Source organism: Bacillus sp. FSL W8-0645 (assembly GCF_038007905.1).
Lineage (GTDB): Bacteria > Bacillota > Bacilli > Bacillales > Bacillaceae > Bacillus > Bacillus pumilus.
Genome location: NZ_JBBOYC010000001.1, coordinates 2,477,760 through 2,500,121, shown reverse-complemented (window position 1 = coordinate 2,500,121; position 22,362 = coordinate 2,477,760). Strand labels below are relative to the sequence as shown.

The window sequence follows — 22,362 nt, the reverse complement described above, 5'->3', positions numbered from 1 at the left end:
AGCAGTGAGTTCATTTGATAAGACAATGAAGTTTAACTTCTCTGATGATTCAGCTGAAACCAATGTGAATGAAGTGCTCATTACAGTATATGACGCACTCCAAGAAAAAGGATACAACCCGATCAATCAAATTGTCGGATACTTGCTGTCAGGCGACCCTGCTTATATTCCAAGACATCAGGATGCTCGCAACCTAATTCGTAAACTAGAACGAGACGAATTAATTGAGGAATTGGTTAAATCGTACTTAGAGACACATAAAGAGGCGTAAAACATGAGAATTTTAGGCTTAGATTTAGGCACGAAAACCCTTGGTGTTGCGATCAGTGATGAAATGGGCTGGACAGCGCAAGGGATTGAAACAATTAAAATTGATGAAGCAGGCGGAGACTTCGGTCTCAGCCGCCTGTCCGAAATCGTCTCGCAATATGGAACGGATAAAATTGTACTTGGTTTTCCAAAAAATATGAACGGTACGGTCGGTCCTAGAGGCGAAGCCAGCCAATCATTTGCGAAAGTGTTAGAAAACACGTACAATGTTCCTGTTGTGCTTTGGGACGAGCGCCTGTCGACAATGGCAGCGGAAAAAATGCTCATTTCTGCAGATGTGAGCAGACAAAAGCGTAAAAAAGTCATTGATAAAATGGCGGCTGTTATGATCCTGCAAGGGTACTTAGACAGCTTAAATTAAAATGAGGTGAATCAAATGGAACACGGAGAAAAGCAAATTACAATCGTTGATGATAATGGAAATGAACAGCTTTGCGAAGTACTATTTACTTTTGAAAGCGACCATTTTAACAAATCATATGTTCTTTACTACCCAATTTCTGAGCAAGACAATGAAGAAATTGAAATTCATGCATCAAGCTTCACGCCGAACGAAAACGGTGAAGATGGCGAGCTAGAGCCTATTGAAACGGATGAAGAGTGGGACATGATTGAAGAAACGTTAAATACGTTCTTAGATCAAGAAGAAGACGAAGAATAGAACGAATAAAAAGCCTGTGAACGGATCTTAGTGATCTTTCTTCACAGGTCTTTTTTTGCGATCAATATGTTAACTTTATTTTATTTTATGTTGACATAATAAACTGTACCTTTTACTCTATTTTTAACAATGTATTGAGTGAGGGGTATGGAAATTGAAAATTCAAGATATGATGCAAATGGCGCTAATGACTGCGGTTATCGGTATGTTAGGATTGATCCCGCCGATTTTACTTACGTTTACACCTGTACCCATCACATTGCAAACGGCAGGTCTGTTGCTTGCTGGGGGGCTGTTAAAGCCAAAACAGGCACTGATCAGTTTGCTTCTGTTTCTCTTGGTTGTGGTAGCAGGCGCACCTCTTTTGTCAGGGGGCAGAGGCGGGGTAGGGGTCTTTTTTGGACCAAGCGGTGGATTTTTACTTGCTTATCCAGTGGCTGCCTTCATGATTAGTTTGTGGATCAACCGACTGAAAAAAATAACCACTCTGCGTCTTTTTATGATCTATGCGGTATGCAGTATCGGAATTTTGTATCTATGCGGCATTCCTTTTCAAGCGATGATGATGGATATCAAGGTCACTCAGGCAGCTCTTCTTAGCCTGATTTATATTCCAGGTGATCTCATCAAAGCGGGCATATGTGCCGTTCTCACGGTGAAAATCATTGCGGCAATGTCATATCGAAAAAGGGATGTGCATAAAGGGAGGCGTGCAGTTTGAACAGAATAACGGAAAGCTATACATTACATGCAGAAATGAACCCAGATCATATCGCCATCGTTGATGGACAAGAAAGGATCACTTATCAAGATTGGTATGAGCGTGTCCGGCTATCAGCGCAATGGTTACAACAAACGGCTCATGAGCAAAAAAGAGTCGCTTTTTTATTATCAAATGGTGCTTCTTTTCTCCAAATATTTGCTGGCGCTGCTTCTGCAGGGTGGACAGCTATCCCGCTTGATCCGAGATGGAGCCATGAAGAATGTGTAGAAAAGCTTTTGTTAAGTGAGGCAGCTCTCGTCATTATCGAGGATCGATATTTAAATAGATTTGAAAAGTACAGCGAAGACATGCATGTTCTTTCTTTATCTAAATGGAAGGAAAAAATGAGCCTCATCACACAAGGTCCATCTAACAAATGCGTCAGCGAGAACGACCCTATCTTTTATATGGGATTTACGTCAGGATCAACGGGTTCACCTAAAGCCTTTATCAGGCGTCAGCAGTCATGGATCGAAAGCTTTCGAACGACAGCTGGCACATTTGGAATCACTCATCAAGATCATGTTCTTATAACAGGTACACTCTTATCCTCTCACTTTTTATATGGTGCCATCAGTACATTATACTTTGGCGGCACAGTGACGCTTTTAGAAAAATTTACGCCAGTGAAAGCGAAGAAAGCCTTACAGACAGGAGACATTACTGTGATGTATACTGTTCCGACAATGACAGAATCGTTGCTGGAAATAGACGCTTTTGAGAGAGATAATCCGCTTCTTGTCATATCATCTGGAGCAGATTGGGGCATTCCTTCAAAGAAACAACTCGTGACCAACTATCCGCATGTGACATTTTTTGATTTTTACGGCACATCAGAGTTAAGCTTTGTTTCCTACTTATCTTCAAATGACTTTTTGCAAAAACCTTCTTCTGTCGGACAGTCTTTCTCTCCCATTCAAATTGAAGTGAGGCGAGCTGATCAAACTGTCTGCCAGCCAAATGAGATAGGAAGAATTTATGTGAAGAGCCCAATGTCTTTTGCAGGCTACTTACATGAAGTGAAACCGCCGGAAGAGTGGATAACAGTTTATGATATGGGCTGGCTGGATGAAGACGGCTATTTATATATGAGCGGACGTGAAAATGGCATGATCGTCTATGGAGGGCTGAATATTTTTCCAGAGGAAATTGAGCGTGTGCTAAATGAACAGCCAGAGGTGAAGCGATCGGTTGTAGTTGGCGTTCCTGACCCATATTGGGGTGAAATCCCTGTTGCCATTATTGAAGAAGGACAGCACACAAAGAGGATTCGGCAAGCTGTCAAAGAAAAACTGGCGGCCTACAAGGTGCCTAAAAAATGGCTTGTCATTGATCAAATAATTGAAACATCCGGCGGAAAAATAGCACGTGTCAGCATGAAAAAGTGGGCGGAGGAACAATTGTCATGCAAGCAGTAATTGTACAAGCAAAACGGACACCCTTCGGTGATGAAAACGGGATGCTGAAGGATTATCGTCCAGAGCAATTAGCCGCGCCCCTTATTCAGTATTTGTCTAAAGGGATGACACCGGACGACATCATATTAGGAAATGTTGTAGGAGGCGGCGGGAATATGGCTCGTCTGTCCTCATTAGAAGCAGGGCTTTCTTTAGGAGTACCCGGTATGACGGTTGATAGGCAGTGTGCTTCAGGTCTAGAAGCAATCCGAACAGCTTGCGTCATGGTTCAATCAGGGGAAGGTTCAATGTATATCGCTGGCGGAACTGAGAGCATTTCCAGATCACCAATGAAAGAAAGAGCACGCTTTTCACCGGAATGGATAGGAGATCCGGCTATGGGAGAAGCAGCAGAGCTGACCGCTTCGAGATTTTCTGTCACAAGAAAAGAACAAGATGACTATGCGCAATTAAGCTGGGAAAGAAGTATAGACGCAATCAAACGTGGTACATATTCTGAAGAAATCGTTTCGATTGACGGACTGAGCATAGATGAAGCAGCCGCGAAAATAAGGCCGATGGCGAAACTGATCCAGCGGGCAAAGCCTGTATTTTCACCGGGAAAAGGATCTGTGACTGCCGCCAATAGCTGCAAAGAAGCAGATGGTGCAGCAGCGGTCGTTGTGATGGAAAGAGTGCTAGCGGAGGCAAATGGGTTTCAGCCAATGCTGCGATATGCCGGAAGTGCTGTTGCGGCAATGCATCCCAATTTTCCAGCTGCTGCGCCGATTGATGCGATGAAGAAACTTCTAGATCAAGAGAAAATCAAGGCAGAAGATGTTGCACTGTTTGAAATCAATGAAGCTTTTGCTCTGAAAATAGCGCTGATTGCTCGTACGCTGGATATTCCTTATGACCGAATCAATAAAAGAGGCGGTGCACTTTGTCTTGGGCATCCATATAGCGCATCGGGCGCTGCGATGATGGTGAGACTATTTTATGAAGCGCGCACCTTACCGAATGGAAGCTATGTCATGGCTGCTATTGGGAGCGGTGGCGGCATTGGTTTAGCCGTATTATGTCAAGTTCTGTCATGACATGCATGAGCAAGTAATTGCCGAACTCCGTCGAATCATGTACTATAAAAGCGAGATGTGAGGAGGGCCATGCATGTTTTCAGAACAAAAGAAACGACCATTTTTCAAAAGGAAAATGGGGATCGTCCTGTTATCTGTTCTTGCTGTCATCATCATTGCAGCATTATCAGGCTTTTTATATGTTAAATCAGCACTTGGACCGGTCGATCAAAAAAGCAAACAAACGATTAATATTCATATTCCTAATGGGACATCTGTCCGTGAGATTGCGGGCATTTTAAAAGAAAATGGGCTCATTTCGAATGACACGATTTTCACTTATTATGCAAAATACAAAAATGCGTCCGGCTTTAAAGCAGGATACTTTCATTTGAAACAAACGATGGACGCAGACACGCTGATTCAAAAGCTGACATCTGGAGGGACAGACTACGCCTTTCAGCTTGTGATTCCAGAAGGAAAACAGCTGTCTGATATTGCGGTAGTTATTGCAAATCAGACGAATTTTTCAGCGAAAGAAGTGGAAGCGAAGCTGGATGATCCTGCGTTTATTCAAACGTTAATGAAAAAATATCCGAAAACGGTGACTTCACAGGTAAATGGCAAACAGGTGAAACATCCGTTAGAAGGTTATTTATTCCCTGCGACGTATCCATTTTATCGTGAGGATGAATCACTCGAAACGATCATTGAAACGATGATTAAACAAACAGATCAATACGTGAAAACGTATGAAAAAGGCATGAAAAAGAGAAACATGTCCATACATGATGTGTTAACGATGGCATCACTGATTGAAATGGAAGCAACAGAAAAGACGGATCGCGCTAAAATCTCCAGTGTATTTTATAACCGGTTGAAAAAGGACATGCCGCTTCAAACCGATCCAACCGTTCTCTATGCACTAGGTGAGCATAAATCCCGTGTTTATTACAAAGACCTTAAGGTGAAATCTCCTTATAATACGTATAACAACAAGGGGCTGCCGCCTGGACCTATTGCAAATGCTGGCGAATCTTCATGGAAAGCCGCACTGCATCCAGATAAAACAGATTATGTGTACTTCCTTGCGAAGAAAAATGGAGAAGTCGTCTTTACAAAAACGTTAAATGAGCACAACAAAGCGAAAGCCAAATACATCACAGGCAGCAATTAATGTACATGTGAATCGAAAAAGACTGTAGACAATACAAGATTGCCTGCAGTTTTTTTCGTTGGAATATCCAATTTATAGGTTCGCAATTACCACTTCTTTGTGGTAAAATATATCGGGTTGTTTTACTTAGATGAACGAAAGATTGACGAGAAAGAGAGCTGCAACAGGCAGGACTCTTCTTTTTCAGGTCATGAAGGAGCTAGACAAATAATGACTATCGAAGATGATCAAATGAATGATTATATTGAACATTTAATTCACCCAAGTCCTGATGCAATCGCTCAATTAGAGGCATATGCAAAAGAGCATCATGTGCCAATTATGGAAAAGGTGAGCATTGAACTTTTACTGCAGCTGCTGTCGATGAAAAAGCCGAAGAAAATTCTTGAGGTTGGGACAGCGATAGGCTACTCCGCCATTCGAATGGCGACAGCTTTACCAGCTGCTGAAATTTTTACGATTGAGCGAAATGCGAAACGCTATGAAGAAGCGACACGGAACATTGAGGAATTAAAGTTAAAAGAAAGAATACACGTGTTCTTTGGTGATGCCATGGAATCGGCTAAAACAGTCCAAACGATGGCGCCCTATGATGTGATCTTTATTGATGCCGCAAAAGGGCAGTACAAACGTTTTTTTGAGCTGTTTGAACCGATGCTTGCTCATGACGGAATGATTATTACAGACAACGTATTATTCAAAGGCTTAGTGGCAACGAACTATGAAGAAGAAATTGAAGATAAACGAAAAAAACAATTAATTGGAAAAATTGATCGATACAATCAATGGCTTATGTCAAACCCTGATTTCCAAACGTGCATTATTCCAGTGGGAGACGGGATCGCCATTAGTACAAAAAGAGGTGACCAATTATGAAAAAACCAGAATTGCTTGTGACGCCAAGCAAGGTGTCAGATGTACTGCCATTAATCGAGGCGGGAGCTGATGCATTCTTAATAGGCGAACAAACATACGGTATTCGTCTTGCAGGCGAGTTTTCAAGAGAAGATGTGAAACAGACGGTTGAGCTTGCACATGCGCATCACAAAAAAGTGTATGTGGCGATGAATGCGATTTTTCATAATGATCGTGTGCAACTGCTTGGAGATTACTTAACCTTTCTCGACGCATTAAACGTAGATGGCGTCGTTTTTGGAGACCCAGCAGTGATCATGGCCGCCAAAGAAACAGGGGTAAGCCTGAATCTCCACTGGAGTACAGAAACGACTGGGACAAACTATTACACTTGTAACTACTGGGGCAGAAAAGGTGCAACGCGTGCTGTTCTTGCCAAAGAACTGAATATGGACAGTGTCATTGACATCAAAGAAAATGCCGAGGTGGAAATCGAAATTCAAGTCCATGGCATGACATGTATGTTTCAATCAAAACGTACGCTCATTGGCAACTACTTTGAATATCAGGGCAAACAAATGGACGTCGAAGGCAGAAATATGGAGGAAGGACTATTCCTTCATGATCAAGAGCGTCAAAACAAATACCCTATTTTCGAGGATGCAAACGGCACTCATATTATGAGTCCAAATGATGTGTGTATGATTGACGAATTAGAGGAATTTGTTGATGCAGGCATTGACTCCTTTAAAATTGACGGAATTTTAAAGTCACTTTCTTATATGACAGAGGTGACGTCTCTATATAGAAAAGCAATTGATTTATTAGCGACTGACAAAGACGCGTATGAAGATCAGAAAGAGGACTGGGTGAAGCGGATTGAAGAGATTCAGCCAGTGAATCGTTCAATTGATACAGGGTTCTTCTTTAAAGAAACGGTTTATTAATATAAGAGGAGGCAGAGGAAATGGCACTATTGAAAGACGGTATTTCTGAAATGATTGACGGGAAACGTGTCATTACAAAAAAACCAGAACTGCTTGCACCAGCAGGAAACTTGGAAAAGCTGAAAATTGCTGTACATTACGGAGCAGACGCGGTCTTTATTGGCGGAAAAGAATTTGGGCTTCGCTCAAATGCCGATAACTTTTCAATTGAAGAAATGGCTGAAGGTGTCGCATTTGCAAACAAATACGGTGCACGAATTTATGTGACGACGAATATCTTTGCCCACAACGAAAACATGGACGGGCTGGAGGAATACCTTCAAGGGATTGAAGGCGCTGGAGTAGCGGGCATTATTGTGGCTGACCCGCTGATCATTGAAACGTGTAAACGTGTCGCACCGAAGCTTGAAGTCCATTTAAGCACACAGCAATCTCTTTCGAACTGGAAAGCTGTTCAGTTTTGGAAGGAAGAAGGGCTTGAGCGTGTGGTGCTTGCTCGCGAGACAAGTGCGCTGGAAATTAGAGAAATGAAAGAAAAGGTCGATATTGAAATTGAAACGTTCATTCACGGTGCGATGTGTATTGCTTACTCTGGCCGCTGCGTGCTCAGTAACCATATGACGGCAAGAGATTCTAACCGCGGGGGCTGCTGCCAGTCCTGCCGCTGGGATTATGATCTTTATAAACTAGAAGGTTCTGAGGAAGCGCCATTATTTGGAGAGGAAGACGCACCATTTGCGATGAGTCCAAAAGATTTAAAGCTTGTCGAATCTATTCCTCAAATGATCGAAATGGGAATTGACAGCTTAAAAATCGAAGGACGGATGAAATCAATTCATTATGTAGCAACTGTCGTGAGTGTGTATCGCAAAGTCATTGACGCCTATTGTGCGGACCCAGACAATTTTGTCATTGAGCAGGAATGGTTAGATGAATTAGATAAATGTGCAAACCGCGATACAGCACCAGCCTTTTTCGAAGGTGTACCAGGTACGGATGAACAAATGTTTGGCATTCATGGAAAGAAAACGACATTTGATTTCGCTGGTCTCGTTCTTCATTATGATGAAAAAGAACAAATCGTCACATTGCAGCAGCGTAACTTCTTTAAAGCTGGTGACGAAGTCGAATTTTTCGGACCAGAAATTGAGAATTTCACATGCAAAATTGAGACGATTTGGGATGAAAAAGGCAATGAACTAGATGCCGCTCGTCATCCGCTGCAAATCGTCAAATTCAAGCTCGATCAAAAAGTATACCCTAGCAACATGATGAGAAAGGGGAAATAACAGGCACATGAGGAGTAAACCAGTTGTCATTGGAATTGCTGGCGGCTCGGGTTCAGGTAAAACGAGCGTCACCAATTCAATCTATGAAAAATTTAAAGGCCATTCCATCCTCATGCTTCAGCAAGATTTATATTACAAAAATCAAAGTCATATGCCATTTGAAGAGCGTCTGCTTACGAACTATGATCATCCGCTCGCATTCGACAATGACCTGATGTTTGAGCATTTGGAACAGCTCTTAAGGTACGAATCCATTGAAAAACCAATATATGATTTCAAGCTCAACACACGTTCAGAAGAGACTGTCCATGTTGAACCAAAGGATGTTATCATCGTTGAAGGCATCTTTGCACTAGAAGACGAACGCCTAAGAGACTTAATGGATATTAAACTGTATGTCGATACAGATGCAGATCTACGCATCATTCGCCGCATTTTACGCGATACGAAAGAAAGAGGCCGTTCAATCGATTCTGTGATTGAACAGTATGTATCTGTTGTCAGACCAATGCATAATCAATTCATTGAACCGACGAAGCGATACGCTGACATCATCATCCCAGAAGGCGGCCAAAACCATGTGGCGATTGACTTAATGGTGACAAAAATTCAAACGATTCTTCAAAGCCGAGCAGAGTAACTGATGTTGAAAAGACCTTTACATTGTAAAGGTCTTTTCAACATCATCCAGCGTGTAGACAAACCCTCGCATTCGGTGTCAGTCCTGTGCGCCGATGCTCACGAATATTAAATTCGCTCCGCTTCTGTGCTCGTCCTTCCTAGAGTGCAAAGGTTTTCTATCACGCTGAAAAGAAGACAAAGAGCTAAAATAAAAACCATTTTAGCCCTTTTTCAACATCATCATAAAGAGAGTAAATACCAATATTTCACTTGTTTCTAAAAGTAGAAGCTGCTTAAATATTTTAAGAAGTAACACTTTGAATGAAAGATTTGATATGATAGGAAAACAATGATGTGAAATAGATGTAGAAAAATGTCGTTTTCAAGCTGAATATTGAAGTGGTTTCGATTTTGTAAAAGTATATTAAAAAAACGACAAACAAATCATCACAAATTTTCAAACAATTCTTGATCAAAAAGCAATTATGTAATAATATAGCATAGACATATCGTACACTGACCATATTATGTATTGGGAAGATGGAGAATGGATAAGCTATTCTTCTACATATGATCGAAATGGCGAACGAGGTACAGGAGCTTCCTGTGCCTTTCCACAGTTTGTGCGATGAAGATAGATCATCTTTGGGCCACTGAGAGTGGTTCTGTCTGAAAAAAGGCATAATAGTTGCATCTAAAAGGGACGCCATGTAAGATGGACTTTTACAAATATGGGACAGAAGGAATGAGGGCATGAAGAAGTCCTCATTCTTGTATATTTCAGTCGTCACTCACGTGCAGAAAGTATGTATGATGAGGATTAATAGAAGGAGTGAATGATTCATGGCACAAGAGAAAGTATTTCCAATGACAGAAGAAGGAAAACGGAAATTAGAAGAAGAGCTTGAACATTTGAAAACGGTTAAACGTAAAGAGGTTGTAGAGCGAATTAAAATTGCTAGAAGCTTTGGAGACCTCTCTGAAAACTCGGAATATGATTCTGCTAAAGAAGAGCAAGCGTTTGTAGAAGGGCGTATCACTACGCTTGATAATATGATTCGCAATGCCAAAATTATCGAAGATGAAGGAAACTCAAATATTGTCTCACTTGGTAAAACAGTCACTTTCGTTGAATTACCAGACGGAGAAGAAGAGTCTTACACAATCGTCGGAAGTGCAGAAGCTGATCCGTTCGAAGGAAAGATTTCAAACGATTCACCAATTGCAAAAAGCCTGTTAGGCAAACAAGTAGACGACAAAGTAACCGTTCAAACACCTGGCGGAGAAATGTTCGTCCAAATTGTAAAAATTTCATAATTACGTTTATACGATAAACACCTCGTCCACAATAGGGACGAGGTGTTTTTATGCGCAAAAAACGTAGAATTCAATGGACAGGTGCTGTTATTTTTATGCTGCTGCTTGGTCTTCTCATCAGACTGGCAGAAATTCAACTGTTTTTCACAGAATCTTTTTCAAAACTTGATATCAATTTAATACAAGAAAGTGTCAAACAGCGTACAGAAGAAGTGGTCATTTCAGATGGCCGCGGTGAATTTTTAGATCGAAACGGCGAGGCGCTTCTCACAAAAGAACAGCCTGCAGTGATCTTATTTCCTTTCCTGCAATATGATCTTCCTCATTTAAAACAAACCGCCTCTATTCTTGAGATGGAAGAAGATGAACTCAAAAAACAGCTGACAGAAACCAAAAAACCTCTCATTCTCAAAGATGACATCACGAAAAAAAAGCTGAAAGACATCAATGATATGAAATATTCAGGTGTGTACGGCGTATATATGAAAGAGAAGGACAAAAAAAGACTTGCCCTCCACACATTAGGCTTCACGAGTGAAAATCCAGAATTACTCAGAAAGCGTTATCCTGACAAAAAAGAGCTTTCCATCCGTACAGAAATCGGCACTTTTGGGCTGGAAAGTACCTTTGACGAATTTCTATTACCCGAGCAAGACACAAAATTGTTATATCATGTGGACGGAAGGGGAAACCCTTTGTTTGGGATGGACGTCAAATATACAGCAGAGGCTCATTCATTTTATCCTCTTCAAGTTCAAACAACAATTGATGAAAACATGCAAGCTGAAATGGAGAAAGTTCTGAAAGACCAAGGCGTCGAAAAAGGCGGGGCCGTTCTGCTCGACATTGAAAGCAGCAGTGTGCTGGCGATGGCAAGTACGCCAAACGTCACAAGCAAAAACCGGCATGAAGCAAGAAATTACATGCTGACTGCCATGGCACCAGGCTCTGTCTTTAAAACCGCTGTACTTGCCGCAGCAATCGAAAAAAACCTCGACCAGCCACAAACGATGTATGACTGTCAAAAGAATTTATATGGAGAGCCAGAAGGAACGCAGGAAGTGCTGAATCTGTCTGAGAGCTTTTCGCAGAGCTGTAATTATACCTTTGCAACACTTGCTGACAAGCTGATCCAAACAGATGATCAAATCATTGAAAAGACGGCTGCAAAGCTTGGACTCATTGATCGAGCTGGCTGGGAAGGGGATGTCTATCATAAGCAGCATTTCAAACAGTTTGATCGTGAAGAAACCGGCAATGTGTGGGGGGATAAAAGAGACAAGCATGTCAAAAAAGCCATTGCTCAAACCGCAATAGGACAAAAAAATGTCAAAACGACTCCTTTGCAAATGGCCAATATGATGGCGTCGATTGCGAGAGGCGGAGAACGAAAAGAAGTGAAAATCGCTGAAAAAGTGCTGTATCAAAACGGAACAACGATGTTAACCTTTCAAAACAAACGACCAGAAGGGGGCAGTATTGACCGCTATACAGCTCAAAAGCTGCAAAAGTACTTAAGGCAGGTGGTGACATCTGACAAAGGAACAGGAAGAAGGTTTCAAGACCTTCCATTTGATGTGGCGGGGAAATCAGGCACTGCCCAAACCGGCAGTAAAGATAAAAAGGGGAATCCGCTTTATCATAAATGGTTTGCTGGATACTTTCCGGTGGAAAAACCAAAATACGCCCTAGTCGTTGTTCACCTTGATGAGGCAAGTGGCCGGGCTAAGACAAATGATGCGTTTTATGATATTGTAAAAAAGGTCAACGAAATTGAAAAAAAACAGACATAGAACATTCCTTCATGTCATGTTAGAATAGTAACGACTTAGGGAACAGAGGCAAAGGAGTGCAGAGATTTTGAGTAGAAATTCTCGATTTGAACATCGTGATAAGCGCAGAAAGGCCAATATGGTGCTTAACATATTAATTGGTATCGTTGTGGTGCTTATTTTGGTTGTCGCAACGAGTTTATTAATTTTTAATAAACCGAAAGACACAGATGTTGCGAAAGAACCATCTAAAACGGCGCCTGCAACAAGTGAAAACAAACAAAAATCAGATGAAGATGTGAAAGATCAAAAGAAAGACACATCCGATGATTCAGATGCAACAAAAGATGACTCATCTGATCAAGACGACGATACGAAGAAGTCAGATGATGAAAAAGAGCCTAATAAAGATGCGTTAAAAGATGCCAAAGAAACAGATGGCGGCAAAACGAGTGACGTAGACAAAACATACGAAAGCGATGACTGGGAGCCTGTAGGAACAGAGCAATCCGGTTCACATACAGCAACCTATGATTCTAACTCAAAAGACTGGAAAGAAATGATGAAAGCCATGTCCTATGCGACGGGAATTTCAGAAGATCAAATGACAGTTATTTGGTTAGGAAATAACGGAGGCCCTCAAGATGCAAAGGGAACCATCCGTGACAAATCAACAGGCGAACGCTACCGCGTGGAAATCACATGGGTAGATGAAAAAGGCTGGAAACCTGTAAAGGTTGAAAAATTAAAATAAACATAAAAAAGATAGCAGTCATGCTATCTTCAGATTGTAGAGAAACTCATGTTTTTCTACAATCTTTTTTATTTTCATCGTAATGATGATGGATGAGATTTAATGAAAAAGGCCTCCCACACACCTAGCCTAGCTTCGCTAGGTGTGTGGCAATCTTCTTCATGTTTTGACAGGCAGCTGTGAGAAGCACTTGCTCACTCACATTTTGTTTTCCCCTCAACCGGCAGTAGCGAAGCCCATGCAGTTGTTTTGAATCTGCAAAGCTTCGCTCTATTTTTTCTTTTCTTTTTTTATATAGCTCTTTTCCAGAAGCAGACAGACGATTTTGTCTGATCTTTTCTTTATGTTCTTCCCATACATGTCTTGAGATCACTTTTTGATGATTTTTCGACCTTGTACAGCTCTCTAGGAAAGGACACGATACGCATTTTTTAGGGTCTGATTTGTAGAACCGATAACCTTTTCGATCAGTTGTTGTATATAATAGTTTCTCACCATTTGGGCATATGTAGTGATCATGTTCAGAGTCATACTGAAATTTCCACTTCTCAAATAATCCTCTTGTTGGATGAAAGCGTCTATGTGCGATGACACCAAAAATACGGCGATCGGATAAACCTTTACAGATTGGCGTTGTCAAATAACCAGAATCAAGGGCAACCGCTTCTACTTGAAAACCAAATCGGGCGATTTGGTGATCCAATCGATCAAGATACGGAACAGAGTCATGGATATTGCCGGGCGTGACATGGGCATCCGTGATGATATTGTACTTCATATCCGTTGTACGGTGGTCTAGGTAGAAAAAGCCTTCTGGCTTGTTTTCACGATAAAGATAGCCACTTTCAGGATCAGTCGTACTTTGGCGAATGTCTTTTTTCGTTTGCACCTCCTCTTTTACCTTTAAGGGCTTTTTTCCGTGTGCCACCCGATCTTCTTGGACCGCTTCTTCTAATTCATTTATATAGCTTTGGGTATCTTGTTCAATCGTTTTTCTCGTATATTTATGTTTATTGGCATTGGCTTTAAGATGAGTCGAATCAGTAAAAAGAACGCGGCCTCCTACCATATCATGATTGATGGCTTGAAGCACAATTTCATCAAAAATGTCTTGAAAAATCGTTGTATCTTTGAATCGAGTACGACGATTCCAGCTAATGGTCGAGTGGTGGGGAACGGGGTCATTGATGTTCAAACCTAAAAACCATCTATACGCCATGTTATAGTAAATTTCTTTTTCAAGTTGTCTTTCAGAACGGATACCGTACAGGTAACCGATAAACATCATTTTGAACAAAATAAGTGGATCAAGAGAAGGGCGACCTTTATTCTCGCTATAATACGGTTTTACTTTATCTACAATAAATGAAAAATCAATGTACTGATCAATTTTACGAAGCAGGTGATCCTCTTCGACCAGTTGATCTAGCAATACAAATTCGGCTTCGTGCTGAGAAGAATTTCTAGTGTGGAACATGAGAAAAACACCTTCCTTTAGTATGCTTTTCTCTATTATAAAACGGGGGAATGGAAACTTTAAGGGAAAAAATAAAGCTGTCGAGATTTTCTCGACAGCCTGAAGATAGCAGTCATGCTATCTTTTTTAGATATTCGCCTTAAAATGAACAACCGCTGTATACAAAATCCGGTCATCGATCACAGTCGTTTGATGACTGACAGAATGAACGGTCAGCAGAATTGCCTGATTATGTTCAATTTGTTTTTGGATCTTTTGTTCAAGTTCTTTTAAAGACGATGCTTCAAAGAATTCAATTTTATCCTTTAGAAAATCCAACTGAAAATCCATTTGATTCACCTCTCCATACTCTTCATTCATCTTAATCTCTCTCCTTTAAAAGAGCAAATATTTTTCTACCCCTCCCAGTATTTTTTAGTAGGAAAGAAACTGAAGATGTGGTAGGATAGGAACTGTTCGACGAATTAAAACATACTATACGCATAGGAATAAATAGATAAAGTGGAGGGAAAGAAAATGGGACGTGAGTTTCTTTCTTTATTTGATCATTGGGCTGACTCTTATGACGACACGGTAAGTGGTCATGATGAGCAGTATGAAGAAGTGTTTCGCCGGTATCCGGTTATTTTAAAAGAAATTGTTCTGCGTGCAGGTCAAGATGTTCTTGAGTTTGGAAGCGGCACGGGGAATTTAACAGCGGCACTGCTCGCAGCTGATAAGAACGTATTTGGCGTTGAACCATCAGACGCCATGAAGAAAGCGGCTCTTCAAAAGGGTATACCCGATGTGTTTCATGATGGGGATTTTTTATCATTTCCAGCGGCGCCATTTGAGCCTGATACAATTGTCAGTTCATATGCTTTCCACCATCTAACGGACGAAGAAAAAAAACAAGCCATTCACACCTATAGCAACATCCTTCACTCAGATGGTAAAATAGTCTTTGCTGATACAATGTTTCAAAATCAAGCAGCACACCAAGCTGAAATTGACAAAGCGAAGGCGGCAGGATTCGATCAGCTTGCTGAGGATTTAGAAACGGAATATTATCCATCCATCGATGTGCTAAAGCAAATCTTTGAAGAAGAAGGTTTTAGTACGTCCTTTCATCAAATGAATGATTTTGTTTGGATCGTAGAAGCGAAGAAAAGGGAATGAAAGGATGTTTTGATTTGAAAATCGCAGTCATAGGTGCAATGGAAGAAGAAGTGACGATATTAAGAGATCAACTAAAGAATGCTACACAAGAAAACATCGCTGGGTGTGAATTCACAACAGGTGTTTATGAAGATAAAGAAGTGATTTTATTAAAATCAGGGATTGGAAAAGTGAATGCAGCGGTTAGCACAACACTTCTGCTTGACCGCTTTCAGCCGGATTATGTGATCAATACAGGATCAGCTGGCGGTTTCCATCACACATTAAATGTAGGGGATATTGTCATCTCTACTGATGTTAGACATCATGATGTGGATGTCACGATCTTTAATTACGAATACGGACAAGTACCAGGATTGCCAGCTGCTTTTGTTGCAGACGAAAAGCTTGTGAAGCTGGCAGAGGAATCGGCTTTAGAGATCGATCATATTCAAGTGGCAAAAGGTACGATTGCAACTGGAGATTCGTTTATGAATGATCCGGGTCGTGTAGCGTTTGTGAGAGAGAAGTTTCCAGAGCTATATGCGGTGGAAATGGAAGCCGCAGCCGTTGCACAAGTTTGCCAGCTCTTTGGAACGCCATTTGTTGTCGTTCGAGCGCTATCTGATATTGCAGGGAAAGAATCCAATGTCTCATTTGATCAATTTCTTGAGCAAGCAGCGATTCACTCAACCGACCTTGTCTTGCGTATGATAAAGCAAACTCAATAAAAGAAGGGGATTCCCCCTTCTTTTCCATACAAAGGAAGGGAATCATATGGCTGTCATACAGGATATTACAGAATTAATTGGCCGCACACCGCTTTTAAAACTGTCAGGAATCGGCATCCCGGAAGGTGTAGAGGTATATGCAAAGCTTGAAATGATGAATCCGGGTGGAAGTATTAAAGATCGTTTAGGTGATATGCTCATAAGAGAAGCATTGGCATCTGGCAAATTGCGCCCTGGCGGAACCATCATTGAAGCAACTGCTGGAAACACAGGAATTGGGCTTGCCCTCAGTGCAAGAAAGCATCAATTGCGGACCATTTTTTGCGTACCAGAACATTTTAGTCAAGAAAAACAACAGCTCATGAAGGCGCTCGGTGCAGACATTATTCATACACCAAGAAAAGAGGGCATGAAGGGTGCGATTGATCGAGCCCTTGAACTAGAGGCAAGCCTTGACAATGCCTATTGCGTTTTACAATTTAAAAACCAAGTAAATCCATTGACTTACTATAAAACGCTTGGTCCAGAATTATGGTCCGACCTGCAAGGAAACATCGATGTATTCGTGGCAGGAGCGGGATCTGGCGGGACTTTTCAAGGGTGTGCTGCCTATTTAAAAGAGCAGCATCCTGCGTTAAAAACAGTTGTTGTCGAACCTGAAGGATCGATTTTAAATGGAGGAGATCCGGGTCCGCATAGAACGGAAGGAATCGGCCTTGAATTTATCCCAGATTATATGGAATCTGCTTTATTCGATGAGATATATACCGTCAGTGATGATGATGCTTTCCAAATGGTGAAAGAAGCTGCTGAAAAAGAAGGCGTTCTCATCGGGAGTTCTTCGGGTGCCGCGTTATTTGCCGCTTTAGAAGAAGCGAAGAAGGCAGCACCTGGGACAGTCATCGTCACCATTTTTCCTGACAGCAGTGAACGGTATTTAAGTAAAGGCATTTATGAGGGAGGAAAATAAAATGAAACCAAAAACAATGATGATACACAGTGGAACAACTGGTGATGAAAAAACGGGCGCTGTGTCTGTACCTATATACCAAGTGAGCACATATAAGCAGCCGAAAGCAGGCGAACATACAGGATATGAATATTCAAGAACTGCGAATCCAACAAGAACGGCACTAGAAACCGTCATTCGTGACCTTGAAGGAGGAGCAAACGGCTACGCATTTGGTTCAGGAATGGCTGCCATTACGGCAGTGATGATGCTGTTTAACAGCGGAGATCATATTGTCCTGACAGATGACGTATACGGCGGAACGTACCGCGTCATCACAAAGGTACTCAACCGTATTGGCATTCAAGCGACCTTTGTTGACACAAGTGATCCTGAAGCAGTGAAAAAGGCGATTTTACCTGAAACAAAAGCGGTTTACATTGAATCACCAACCAATCCTTTACTGAAAATGACTGATCTCAAAGCGATCGGCCAATTGACAAAAGAAGCCAACATCTTAATGATTGTTGATAATACATTTTTCACACCTTATTTCCAAAGGCCAATTGAATATGGGGCGGACATTGTCCTGCATAGTGCCACTAAATATTTAGGCGGCCACAGTGATGTCGTAGGCGGGCTAGTTGTAACAGCGACGGAAGAGCTTGGGGAAGAACTGCATTTTGTTCAAAATTCTACTGGTGGAATTCTTGGACCGCAGGATTCATGGCTTCTCATGAGAGGAATCAAAACGCTTGGACTAAGAATGGAAGCACATCAGCAAAATGCACAGAAAATCGCTGAGTTTTTAGAACAACATCCAGCAGTCACACGTGTTTATTACCCAGGTCTTGATGCTCACCCTGGACATGAACTTGCAAAAACGCAAGCATCAGGCTACGGCGGCATGATCTCTTTTGACATTGGAAAAGAAGAACATGTCGATGTGTTTTTAAGTCAGCTTAAGCTGTTTACGATCGCAGAAAGCCTTGGAGCGGTTGAAAGCTTAATCTCTGTTCCTGCTCGAATGACTCATGCGTCCATTCCAAAAGACCGCCGCGAGGAGCTTGGCATCACTGATGGGTTAATTCGTATATCCGTCGGGATTGAAGATGTGGATGATTTACTGAATGATATGAAGCAGGGACTAAACGCACTAGTGAATGGATAGATTTACATGCCACTACCTTTCTTTTACTATGTTAAGCTATCAATAGACATGTTAAACAGGAAGGTGATTCAAGTGAAGAAAAAGTGGAGTGGTTTAGTGACAGATTACAAGCAGTACGCTTTTATTTTGCTTGCTGTCAGCACCTTTTTATATATTGGTACGATCATACCAAACCAACACATCGAAGCATCTCCAAAAATGCTGATGATGGGAATTGATTGTGTTTTCTTATTAGCAGCTTTTCTTTGTGTGAGACGCGCGATCTTTTTTCAAAAGAAACTGCAAGAACTAGATGAAGATTAATTCGAAAAGTCTCCTCATTTACGTGAGGAGGCTTTTTTGATTGTATTGGACAATCGGACAAGAATAAATGTAGAAATTTAGTCAAACACACAAAAATCATCTTTTTTACTAAAAACAGGTTTACAAAATGGTGCTTGCTGGATATACTAACAAAGTAATTAAAAACGTAAAGGAGGCTGAAGAATATGTTATTCGTTTCTATTGTCATCAAATCAACAAATAATTTCATCATGTCATCAGCCTGTGGAAGAGCTCGTGTCCTTCCTTTACCTTATACGGTGCACACGCTTCAAAACTGTTAAAGTAAACGAGGATTTTACGTATCATCCATTGCAGGTTGGAAGACACTGTCTTTTGATCTGCATTTTTGTGTGCCCGCAGGTCAACTGACAAAGAAGATCTGCGGGTTATTTCGCGTGCTGCGAACTGAAGGGAGGTGAGCGTATATGACAATCCATTTATTTTTTATCACATTGACGATCCGACGAAAATACAAAGACATTGAAACAGTTCTTTATGAACAACAAGTCGAAACATTTTATGAAGAAATGAAGCAGAAACAACTAGAGTATATGAACTAAAATACGAAAAGAAAAATGCGAAAAGGAGGAGATTGACATGTTTATGATGCTTGCAATGCTTAATTGTTATACTATGGAGAAGGATCAGGTTTAGACACGCTCCACATTGATCATCTGCACATATGATATCCGTAAAAGGAGATTGTGAGGTGATCAACGAATGTCGATGTCACCATATATGAGGTTTCCGTCAGTGGGGCACGGGTATACATCCATTCCGCATTCCTTAAAGCATGGATACGGTAATCCGTACCGAATGCAAAGAGAGCAAGAGGAAATGCTCAGACAATATATGTATCAGTACCGAGCTTATTGGTATTAAAGAAAAGGAGCAGGAAACGTTATCGTTTCCTGCTCCTTTTACATTAGCAAATCCAACTTGCACCGATGATGATCAACAAAATGAACAGTACAACAAGCAAAGCGAATCCGCCTGCAAAACCGCCACCGTAACCACCGCAGCCTCCAGCATAACCTCCACCAAAGCCCATAATCTAGCACCACCTTTATCTAATCAAGATACATTCATAAAATATGCAGCTCATGCAGAAAACGAAATCAATCTGAGCACAATTAATGAAAACGCCTATTCGGATTAAATTTTTTAAAGTTCTGCGAAACATTTTCTGAAAAGATGCCGTCTAATCAATAACAAATAATTAGGACTAGGTCTTAAAATTTGTTAGGCGTGAGCCGATATGAAAAGTAAGAAAATTCGTAAATAGTTTTATTTACTGGTGCAAAGCAGGTGTTAACATTGATTCAAAGCTGGATTGGAAAACAAATGAGGGAACCAAAAGGCTTGTTCTCAAAATGGGTTGCCCGCTATATGGAAAAAAATCATCATAATATCAATGAATGGACGATTCAACTCTTAAATATACAAGAAAATGACCGGATTTTAGAAATCGGTACTGGAAGAGGCATGACATTATCGAAGGTAGCAGAGAAACTTGATCGCGGTAAAGTATATGGAGTGGATGCCTCTCGTCATATGATCAAATATGCAAAAAGAAAACATAAGAAGCTTGTGGAACAGGATAAAGCCGTCGTGACTCTTGGTAAAGCCGAGCATTTACCTTTTGAAGACAGATCATTCAATAAATTATTTACGGTGCAGACCATTTATTACTTGAAGGATATTGAGCAAGTCATGAAGGAAGTGTACCGTGTTCTTCAAGTGGATGGAGAAGTATTCTTATCTTTCCAACAGCAGGAACTGATGAAGGAACAAAAGCGGTCACAATCTTTTTCATCGTATAGTGAACAAGAGATTAGCCGCCTATTTTCAGCGTATCACTTCAGAGAAGTTTCGGTTTATCACTATGATACATACATCTGTATCAAAGCGTTAAAATGATGAAAATATTTCCCAGGTAATGAACAAGCATTCTAAAAGAGGCTCTTTGTGAGAGGAGCTTCTTTGCGTGTATTTGAATCATGTTTGAACGAATTAAAAAAAGTCTCTTCATCGAAGAGACTTTTGTATATGATGTAGGCGCCAGCCAGGTGTGTAAGGAATGATAGTATATATAAGGAATTTGTTTGTCGATTAAGGATACCTGTCTGGCTTATTTCTTATATCGACACCGTTCTTCAAAAGTTTAGCTTTTTTTTCAATATTTTCTTTTTTATTTGACTGGAAGATACATTTTTCTCTCCGTGATAGACATTTTTCGCTTTTTTTTTATCAATTGTGCCATTTGGAGCAGGGAATTGCTTCATAAATAGAGAAAATTGTAGAGACTTCATTTTTAAACAAAAAGGGAGGAATGAAAACATGTCGGGAAACAAAGGTGTCGTTTATAAAGGAGCAGGAAATGTAGCAGTTGAGGATATTGGATACCCTGATTTGATTTTAAGAGATGGCCCGGGTGTACCGAAAGCCAATGTGGGGCGCAAATGTGAGCATGGCGTCATTTTAAAAGTAGTGACGACGAATATTTGCGGAAGTGACCAGCACATGGTGAGAGGTCGTACGACTGCGCCTGCAGGACTAGTCCTTGGTCATGAAATTACAGGTGAAGTCGTTGAGGTTGGACGAGATGTGGAGTTTATTCAAAAAGGAGACCTTGTGTCTGTTCCCTTTAATATTGCTTGCGGACGATGCGTCATGTGTAAGGAACAAAAAACCCATGTGTGCTTAAATGTAAACCCGGACCGTCCAGGTTCTGCCTATGGATATGTCGATATGGGCGGATGGGTTGGCGGCCAATCCGAGTACGTCATGGTGCCGTATGCAGATTTTCAGCTGCTGAAATTTCCAGACAAAGATCAAGCGATGGAAAAAATACTTGATCTGACGATGCTTTCCGATATTTTCCCGACAGGTTTTCACGGTGCTTATACGGCTGGAGTAAAGCCTGGTTCAACTGTATATATAGCCGGTGCAGGGCCAGTAGGTCTTGCCGCAGCGCATTCCGCTCAGCTTCTTGGCGCTTCTACGGTCATTGTCGGTGATTTGAATGAACAAAGGCTGGAGCAGGCCAGAAGCTTTGGCTGTGAGACGATCAATTTAAGAAAACATGATCGAATCGGCGAACAAATCACCAATATCTTAGGAGAGCCAGAAGTAGACTGTGCCGTCGATTGTGTCGGCTTTGAGGCTTCAGGTCATGGAGATCAAGGAGAAGCGCCTGCAACCGTTTTAAATACAATTATGGATATTACCAAAGTTGGCGGTAAACTTGGAATCCCAGGGCTTTACGTCACAGAAGACCCAGGTGCAGTGGATGCTGATGCAAAAGTTGGATCACTGAAAGTGCGAATTGGACTCGGCTGGGCAAAAGCCCATACCTTTGTGACAGGCCAAACCCCTGTCATGCAATATCACCGCAGTCTAATGAAATCCATTTTAAGCGGAAGAGCACAAATCGCCAAAGCGGTGAATGCGACCGTCATTAACCTTGATCAAGCCCCTCAAGGATACAGCGACTTTGATTCAGGTGTAGCGAAGAAATTTGTCATTGACCCGCATGGGATGATTTCTAAATAATGAATCAATGAGAATAATCGAAAAAACTTACGGGAGAGTGTATCCTGTAAGTTTTTTTG

At 41.3% G+C, this 22,362-nt stretch carries 25 protein-coding genes and 1 pseudogene; 23 read left to right on the top strand and 3 right to left on the bottom strand.

Annotated features, from left to right (window positions below):
• Window positions 1-4: 4 nt before the first annotated feature.
• From NST39_RS12890 to NST39_RS12825, 14 genes are all read left to right on the top strand, one after another.
• Window positions 5-271 carry an IreB family regulatory phosphoprotein gene (locus NST39_RS12890; protein ID WP_024718370.1) on the top strand — a complete coding sequence of 89 codons (267 nt, stop codon included), beginning with the start codon at window positions 5-7 and terminating at the stop codon, window positions 269-271.
• Window positions 272-274: 3 nt separating this feature from the next.
• Window positions 275-691: a Holliday junction resolvase RuvX gene (gene ruvX / locus NST39_RS12885; protein ID WP_003216519.1), complete on the top strand. Its 417-nt coding sequence runs from the start codon at window positions 275-277 to the stop codon at window positions 689-691.
• A 15-nt stretch (window positions 692-706) separates the two neighbouring features.
• Window positions 707-991, top strand: a complete 285-nt coding sequence (locus NST39_RS12880; RefSeq protein ID WP_003216483.1) for a DUF1292 domain-containing protein — start codon at window positions 707-709, stop codon at window positions 989-991.
• A gap of 154 nt (window positions 992-1,145) precedes the next feature.
• Window positions 1,146-1,712 carry a biotin transporter BioY gene (locus NST39_RS12875; RefSeq protein ID WP_341028711.1) on the top strand — a complete coding sequence of 189 codons (567 nt, stop codon included), beginning with the start codon at window positions 1,146-1,148 and terminating at the stop codon, window positions 1,710-1,712.
• Complete coding sequence (locus NST39_RS12870; protein WP_341028710.1) at window positions 1,709-3,172, top strand: acyl-CoA synthetase; 1,464 nt, start codon at window positions 1,709-1,711, stop codon at window positions 3,170-3,172. Before NST39_RS12875 ends, NST39_RS12870 begins: the two co-directional genes overlap by 4 nt.
• Window positions 3,160-4,248, top strand: a complete 1,089-nt coding sequence (locus tag NST39_RS12865; RefSeq protein WP_126740749.1) for an acetyl-CoA C-acyltransferase — start codon at window positions 3,160-3,162, stop codon at window positions 4,246-4,248. Before NST39_RS12870 ends, NST39_RS12865 begins: the two co-directional genes overlap by 13 nt.
• A 73-nt stretch (window positions 4,249-4,321) precedes the next feature.
• Window positions 4,322-5,404 (top strand): endolytic transglycosylase MltG, encoded by a 1,083-nt coding sequence (gene mltG / locus NST39_RS12860; RefSeq protein WP_065098505.1) that lies wholly within the window; start codon window positions 4,322-4,324, stop codon window positions 5,402-5,404.
• 210 nt (window positions 5,405-5,614) lie between these two features.
• On the top strand, window positions 5,615-6,280 hold the full coding sequence (locus NST39_RS12855) for an O-methyltransferase (RefSeq protein ID WP_113767474.1): 666 nt from the start codon (window positions 5,615-5,617) through the stop codon (window positions 6,278-6,280).
• Complete coding sequence (locus NST39_RS12850; protein WP_113767473.1) at window positions 6,277-7,206, top strand: peptidase U32 family protein; 930 nt, start codon at window positions 6,277-6,279, stop codon at window positions 7,204-7,206. The genes NST39_RS12855 and NST39_RS12850 overlap by 4 nt, the downstream gene beginning before the upstream one ends.
• A 20-nt stretch (window positions 7,207-7,226) precedes the next feature.
• Entirely contained in the window at window positions 7,227-8,495 is a 1,269-nt protein-coding gene (locus NST39_RS12845; RefSeq protein WP_169056908.1) for a peptidase U32 family protein, read from the top strand.
• Window positions 8,496-8,502: 7 nt separating this feature from the next.
• The gene (gene udk, locus NST39_RS12840) at window positions 8,503-9,135 is read left to right on the top strand and encodes a uridine kinase (protein ID WP_065098502.1); all 633 of its coding nucleotides are present in this window, start codon (window positions 8,503-8,505) and stop codon (window positions 9,133-9,135) included.
• Window positions 9,136-9,959: 824 nt separating this feature from the next.
• On the top strand, window positions 9,960-10,433 hold the full coding sequence (gene greA, locus NST39_RS12835; RefSeq protein ID WP_003216248.1) for a transcription elongation factor GreA: 474 nt from the start codon (window positions 9,960-9,962) through the stop codon (window positions 10,431-10,433).
• 50 nt (window positions 10,434-10,483) lie between these two features.
• Window positions 10,484-12,226, top strand: a complete 1,743-nt coding sequence (locus NST39_RS12830) for a peptidoglycan D,D-transpeptidase FtsI family protein (RefSeq protein WP_341028705.1) — start codon at window positions 10,484-10,486, stop codon at window positions 12,224-12,226.
• A 67-nt stretch (window positions 12,227-12,293) separates the two neighbouring features.
• A complete protein-coding gene (locus NST39_RS12825; protein ID WP_106065657.1) occupies window positions 12,294-12,959 on the top strand; it encodes a YrrS family protein in 666 nt (221 codons plus the stop codon).
• A 124-nt stretch (window positions 12,960-13,083) separates the two neighbouring features.
• Here NST39_RS12825 and NST39_RS12820 read toward each other — a convergent pair whose 3' ends face one another.
• Window positions 13,084-14,436 (bottom strand): IS1182 family transposase, encoded by a 1,353-nt coding sequence (locus NST39_RS12820; protein WP_341026608.1) that lies wholly within the window; start codon window positions 14,434-14,436, stop codon window positions 13,084-13,086.
• Window positions 14,437-14,562: 126 nt separating this feature from the next.
• Complete coding sequence (locus NST39_RS12815) at window positions 14,563-14,766, bottom strand: YrzA family protein (protein WP_034620637.1); 204 nt, start codon at window positions 14,764-14,766, stop codon at window positions 14,563-14,565.
• A 186-nt stretch (window positions 14,767-14,952) separates the two neighbouring features.
• Here NST39_RS12815 and NST39_RS12810 point away from each other — a divergent pair, with 186 nt between their 5' ends.
• The 7 genes from NST39_RS12810 (at window position 14,953) to NST39_RS12780 (ending at window position 19,630) form a co-directional block, all read left to right on the top strand.
• Window positions 14,953-15,594 (top strand): class I SAM-dependent DNA methyltransferase, encoded by a 642-nt coding sequence (locus NST39_RS12810; RefSeq protein ID WP_341028704.1) that lies wholly within the window; start codon window positions 14,953-14,955, stop codon window positions 15,592-15,594.
• A 14-nt stretch (window positions 15,595-15,608) separates the two neighbouring features.
• Complete coding sequence (gene mtnN, locus NST39_RS12805; protein WP_044139580.1) at window positions 15,609-16,304, top strand: 5'-methylthioadenosine/S-adenosylhomocysteine nucleosidase; 696 nt, start codon at window positions 15,609-15,611, stop codon at window positions 16,302-16,304.
• A gap of 46 nt (window positions 16,305-16,350) precedes the next feature.
• Complete coding sequence (locus NST39_RS12800) at window positions 16,351-17,274, top strand: PLP-dependent cysteine synthase family protein (RefSeq protein ID WP_044139579.1); 924 nt, start codon at window positions 16,351-16,353, stop codon at window positions 17,272-17,274.
• Between the two features lies 1 nt (window position 17,275).
• Window positions 17,276-18,424, top strand: a complete 1,149-nt coding sequence (locus tag NST39_RS12795; RefSeq protein ID WP_044139578.1) for a bifunctional cystathionine gamma-lyase/homocysteine desulfhydrase — start codon at window positions 17,276-17,278, stop codon at window positions 18,422-18,424.
• Window positions 18,425-18,496: 72 nt separating this feature from the next.
• Window positions 18,497-18,727: a YrhC family protein gene (locus NST39_RS12790; protein ID WP_041815772.1), complete on the top strand. Its 231-nt coding sequence runs from the start codon at window positions 18,497-18,499 to the stop codon at window positions 18,725-18,727.
• A gap of 446 nt (window positions 18,728-19,173) precedes the next feature.
• A complete protein-coding gene (locus NST39_RS12785) occupies window positions 19,174-19,308 on the top strand; it encodes a YrzI family small protein (RefSeq protein WP_065098496.1) in 135 nt (44 codons plus the stop codon).
• A 160-nt stretch (window positions 19,309-19,468) separates the two neighbouring features.
• A complete protein-coding gene (locus NST39_RS12780) occupies window positions 19,469-19,630 on the top strand; it encodes a hypothetical protein (protein WP_155114467.1) in 162 nt (53 codons plus the stop codon).
• A 43-nt stretch (window positions 19,631-19,673) separates the two neighbouring features.
• Here NST39_RS12780 and NST39_RS12775 read toward each other — a convergent pair.
• Window positions 19,674-19,757, bottom strand: a pseudogene (locus NST39_RS12775) (YjcZ family sporulation protein); the annotation flags it as partial.
• Window positions 19,758-20,065: 308 nt separating this feature from the next.
• On the opposite strand from NST39_RS12775, the gene NST39_RS12770 reads away from it, so the two are divergent.
• Both NST39_RS12770 and fdhA read left to right on the top strand, forming a co-directional pair.
• Window positions 20,066-20,668 (top strand): class I SAM-dependent methyltransferase, encoded by a 603-nt coding sequence (locus NST39_RS12770; protein ID WP_065098495.1) that lies wholly within the window; start codon window positions 20,066-20,068, stop codon window positions 20,666-20,668.
• Window positions 20,669-21,088: 420 nt separating this feature from the next.
• Complete coding sequence (gene fdhA / locus NST39_RS12765) at window positions 21,089-22,303, top strand: formaldehyde dehydrogenase, glutathione-independent (protein ID WP_050943691.1); 1,215 nt, start codon at window positions 21,089-21,091, stop codon at window positions 22,301-22,303.
• Window positions 22,304-22,362 lie beyond the last annotated feature (59 nt).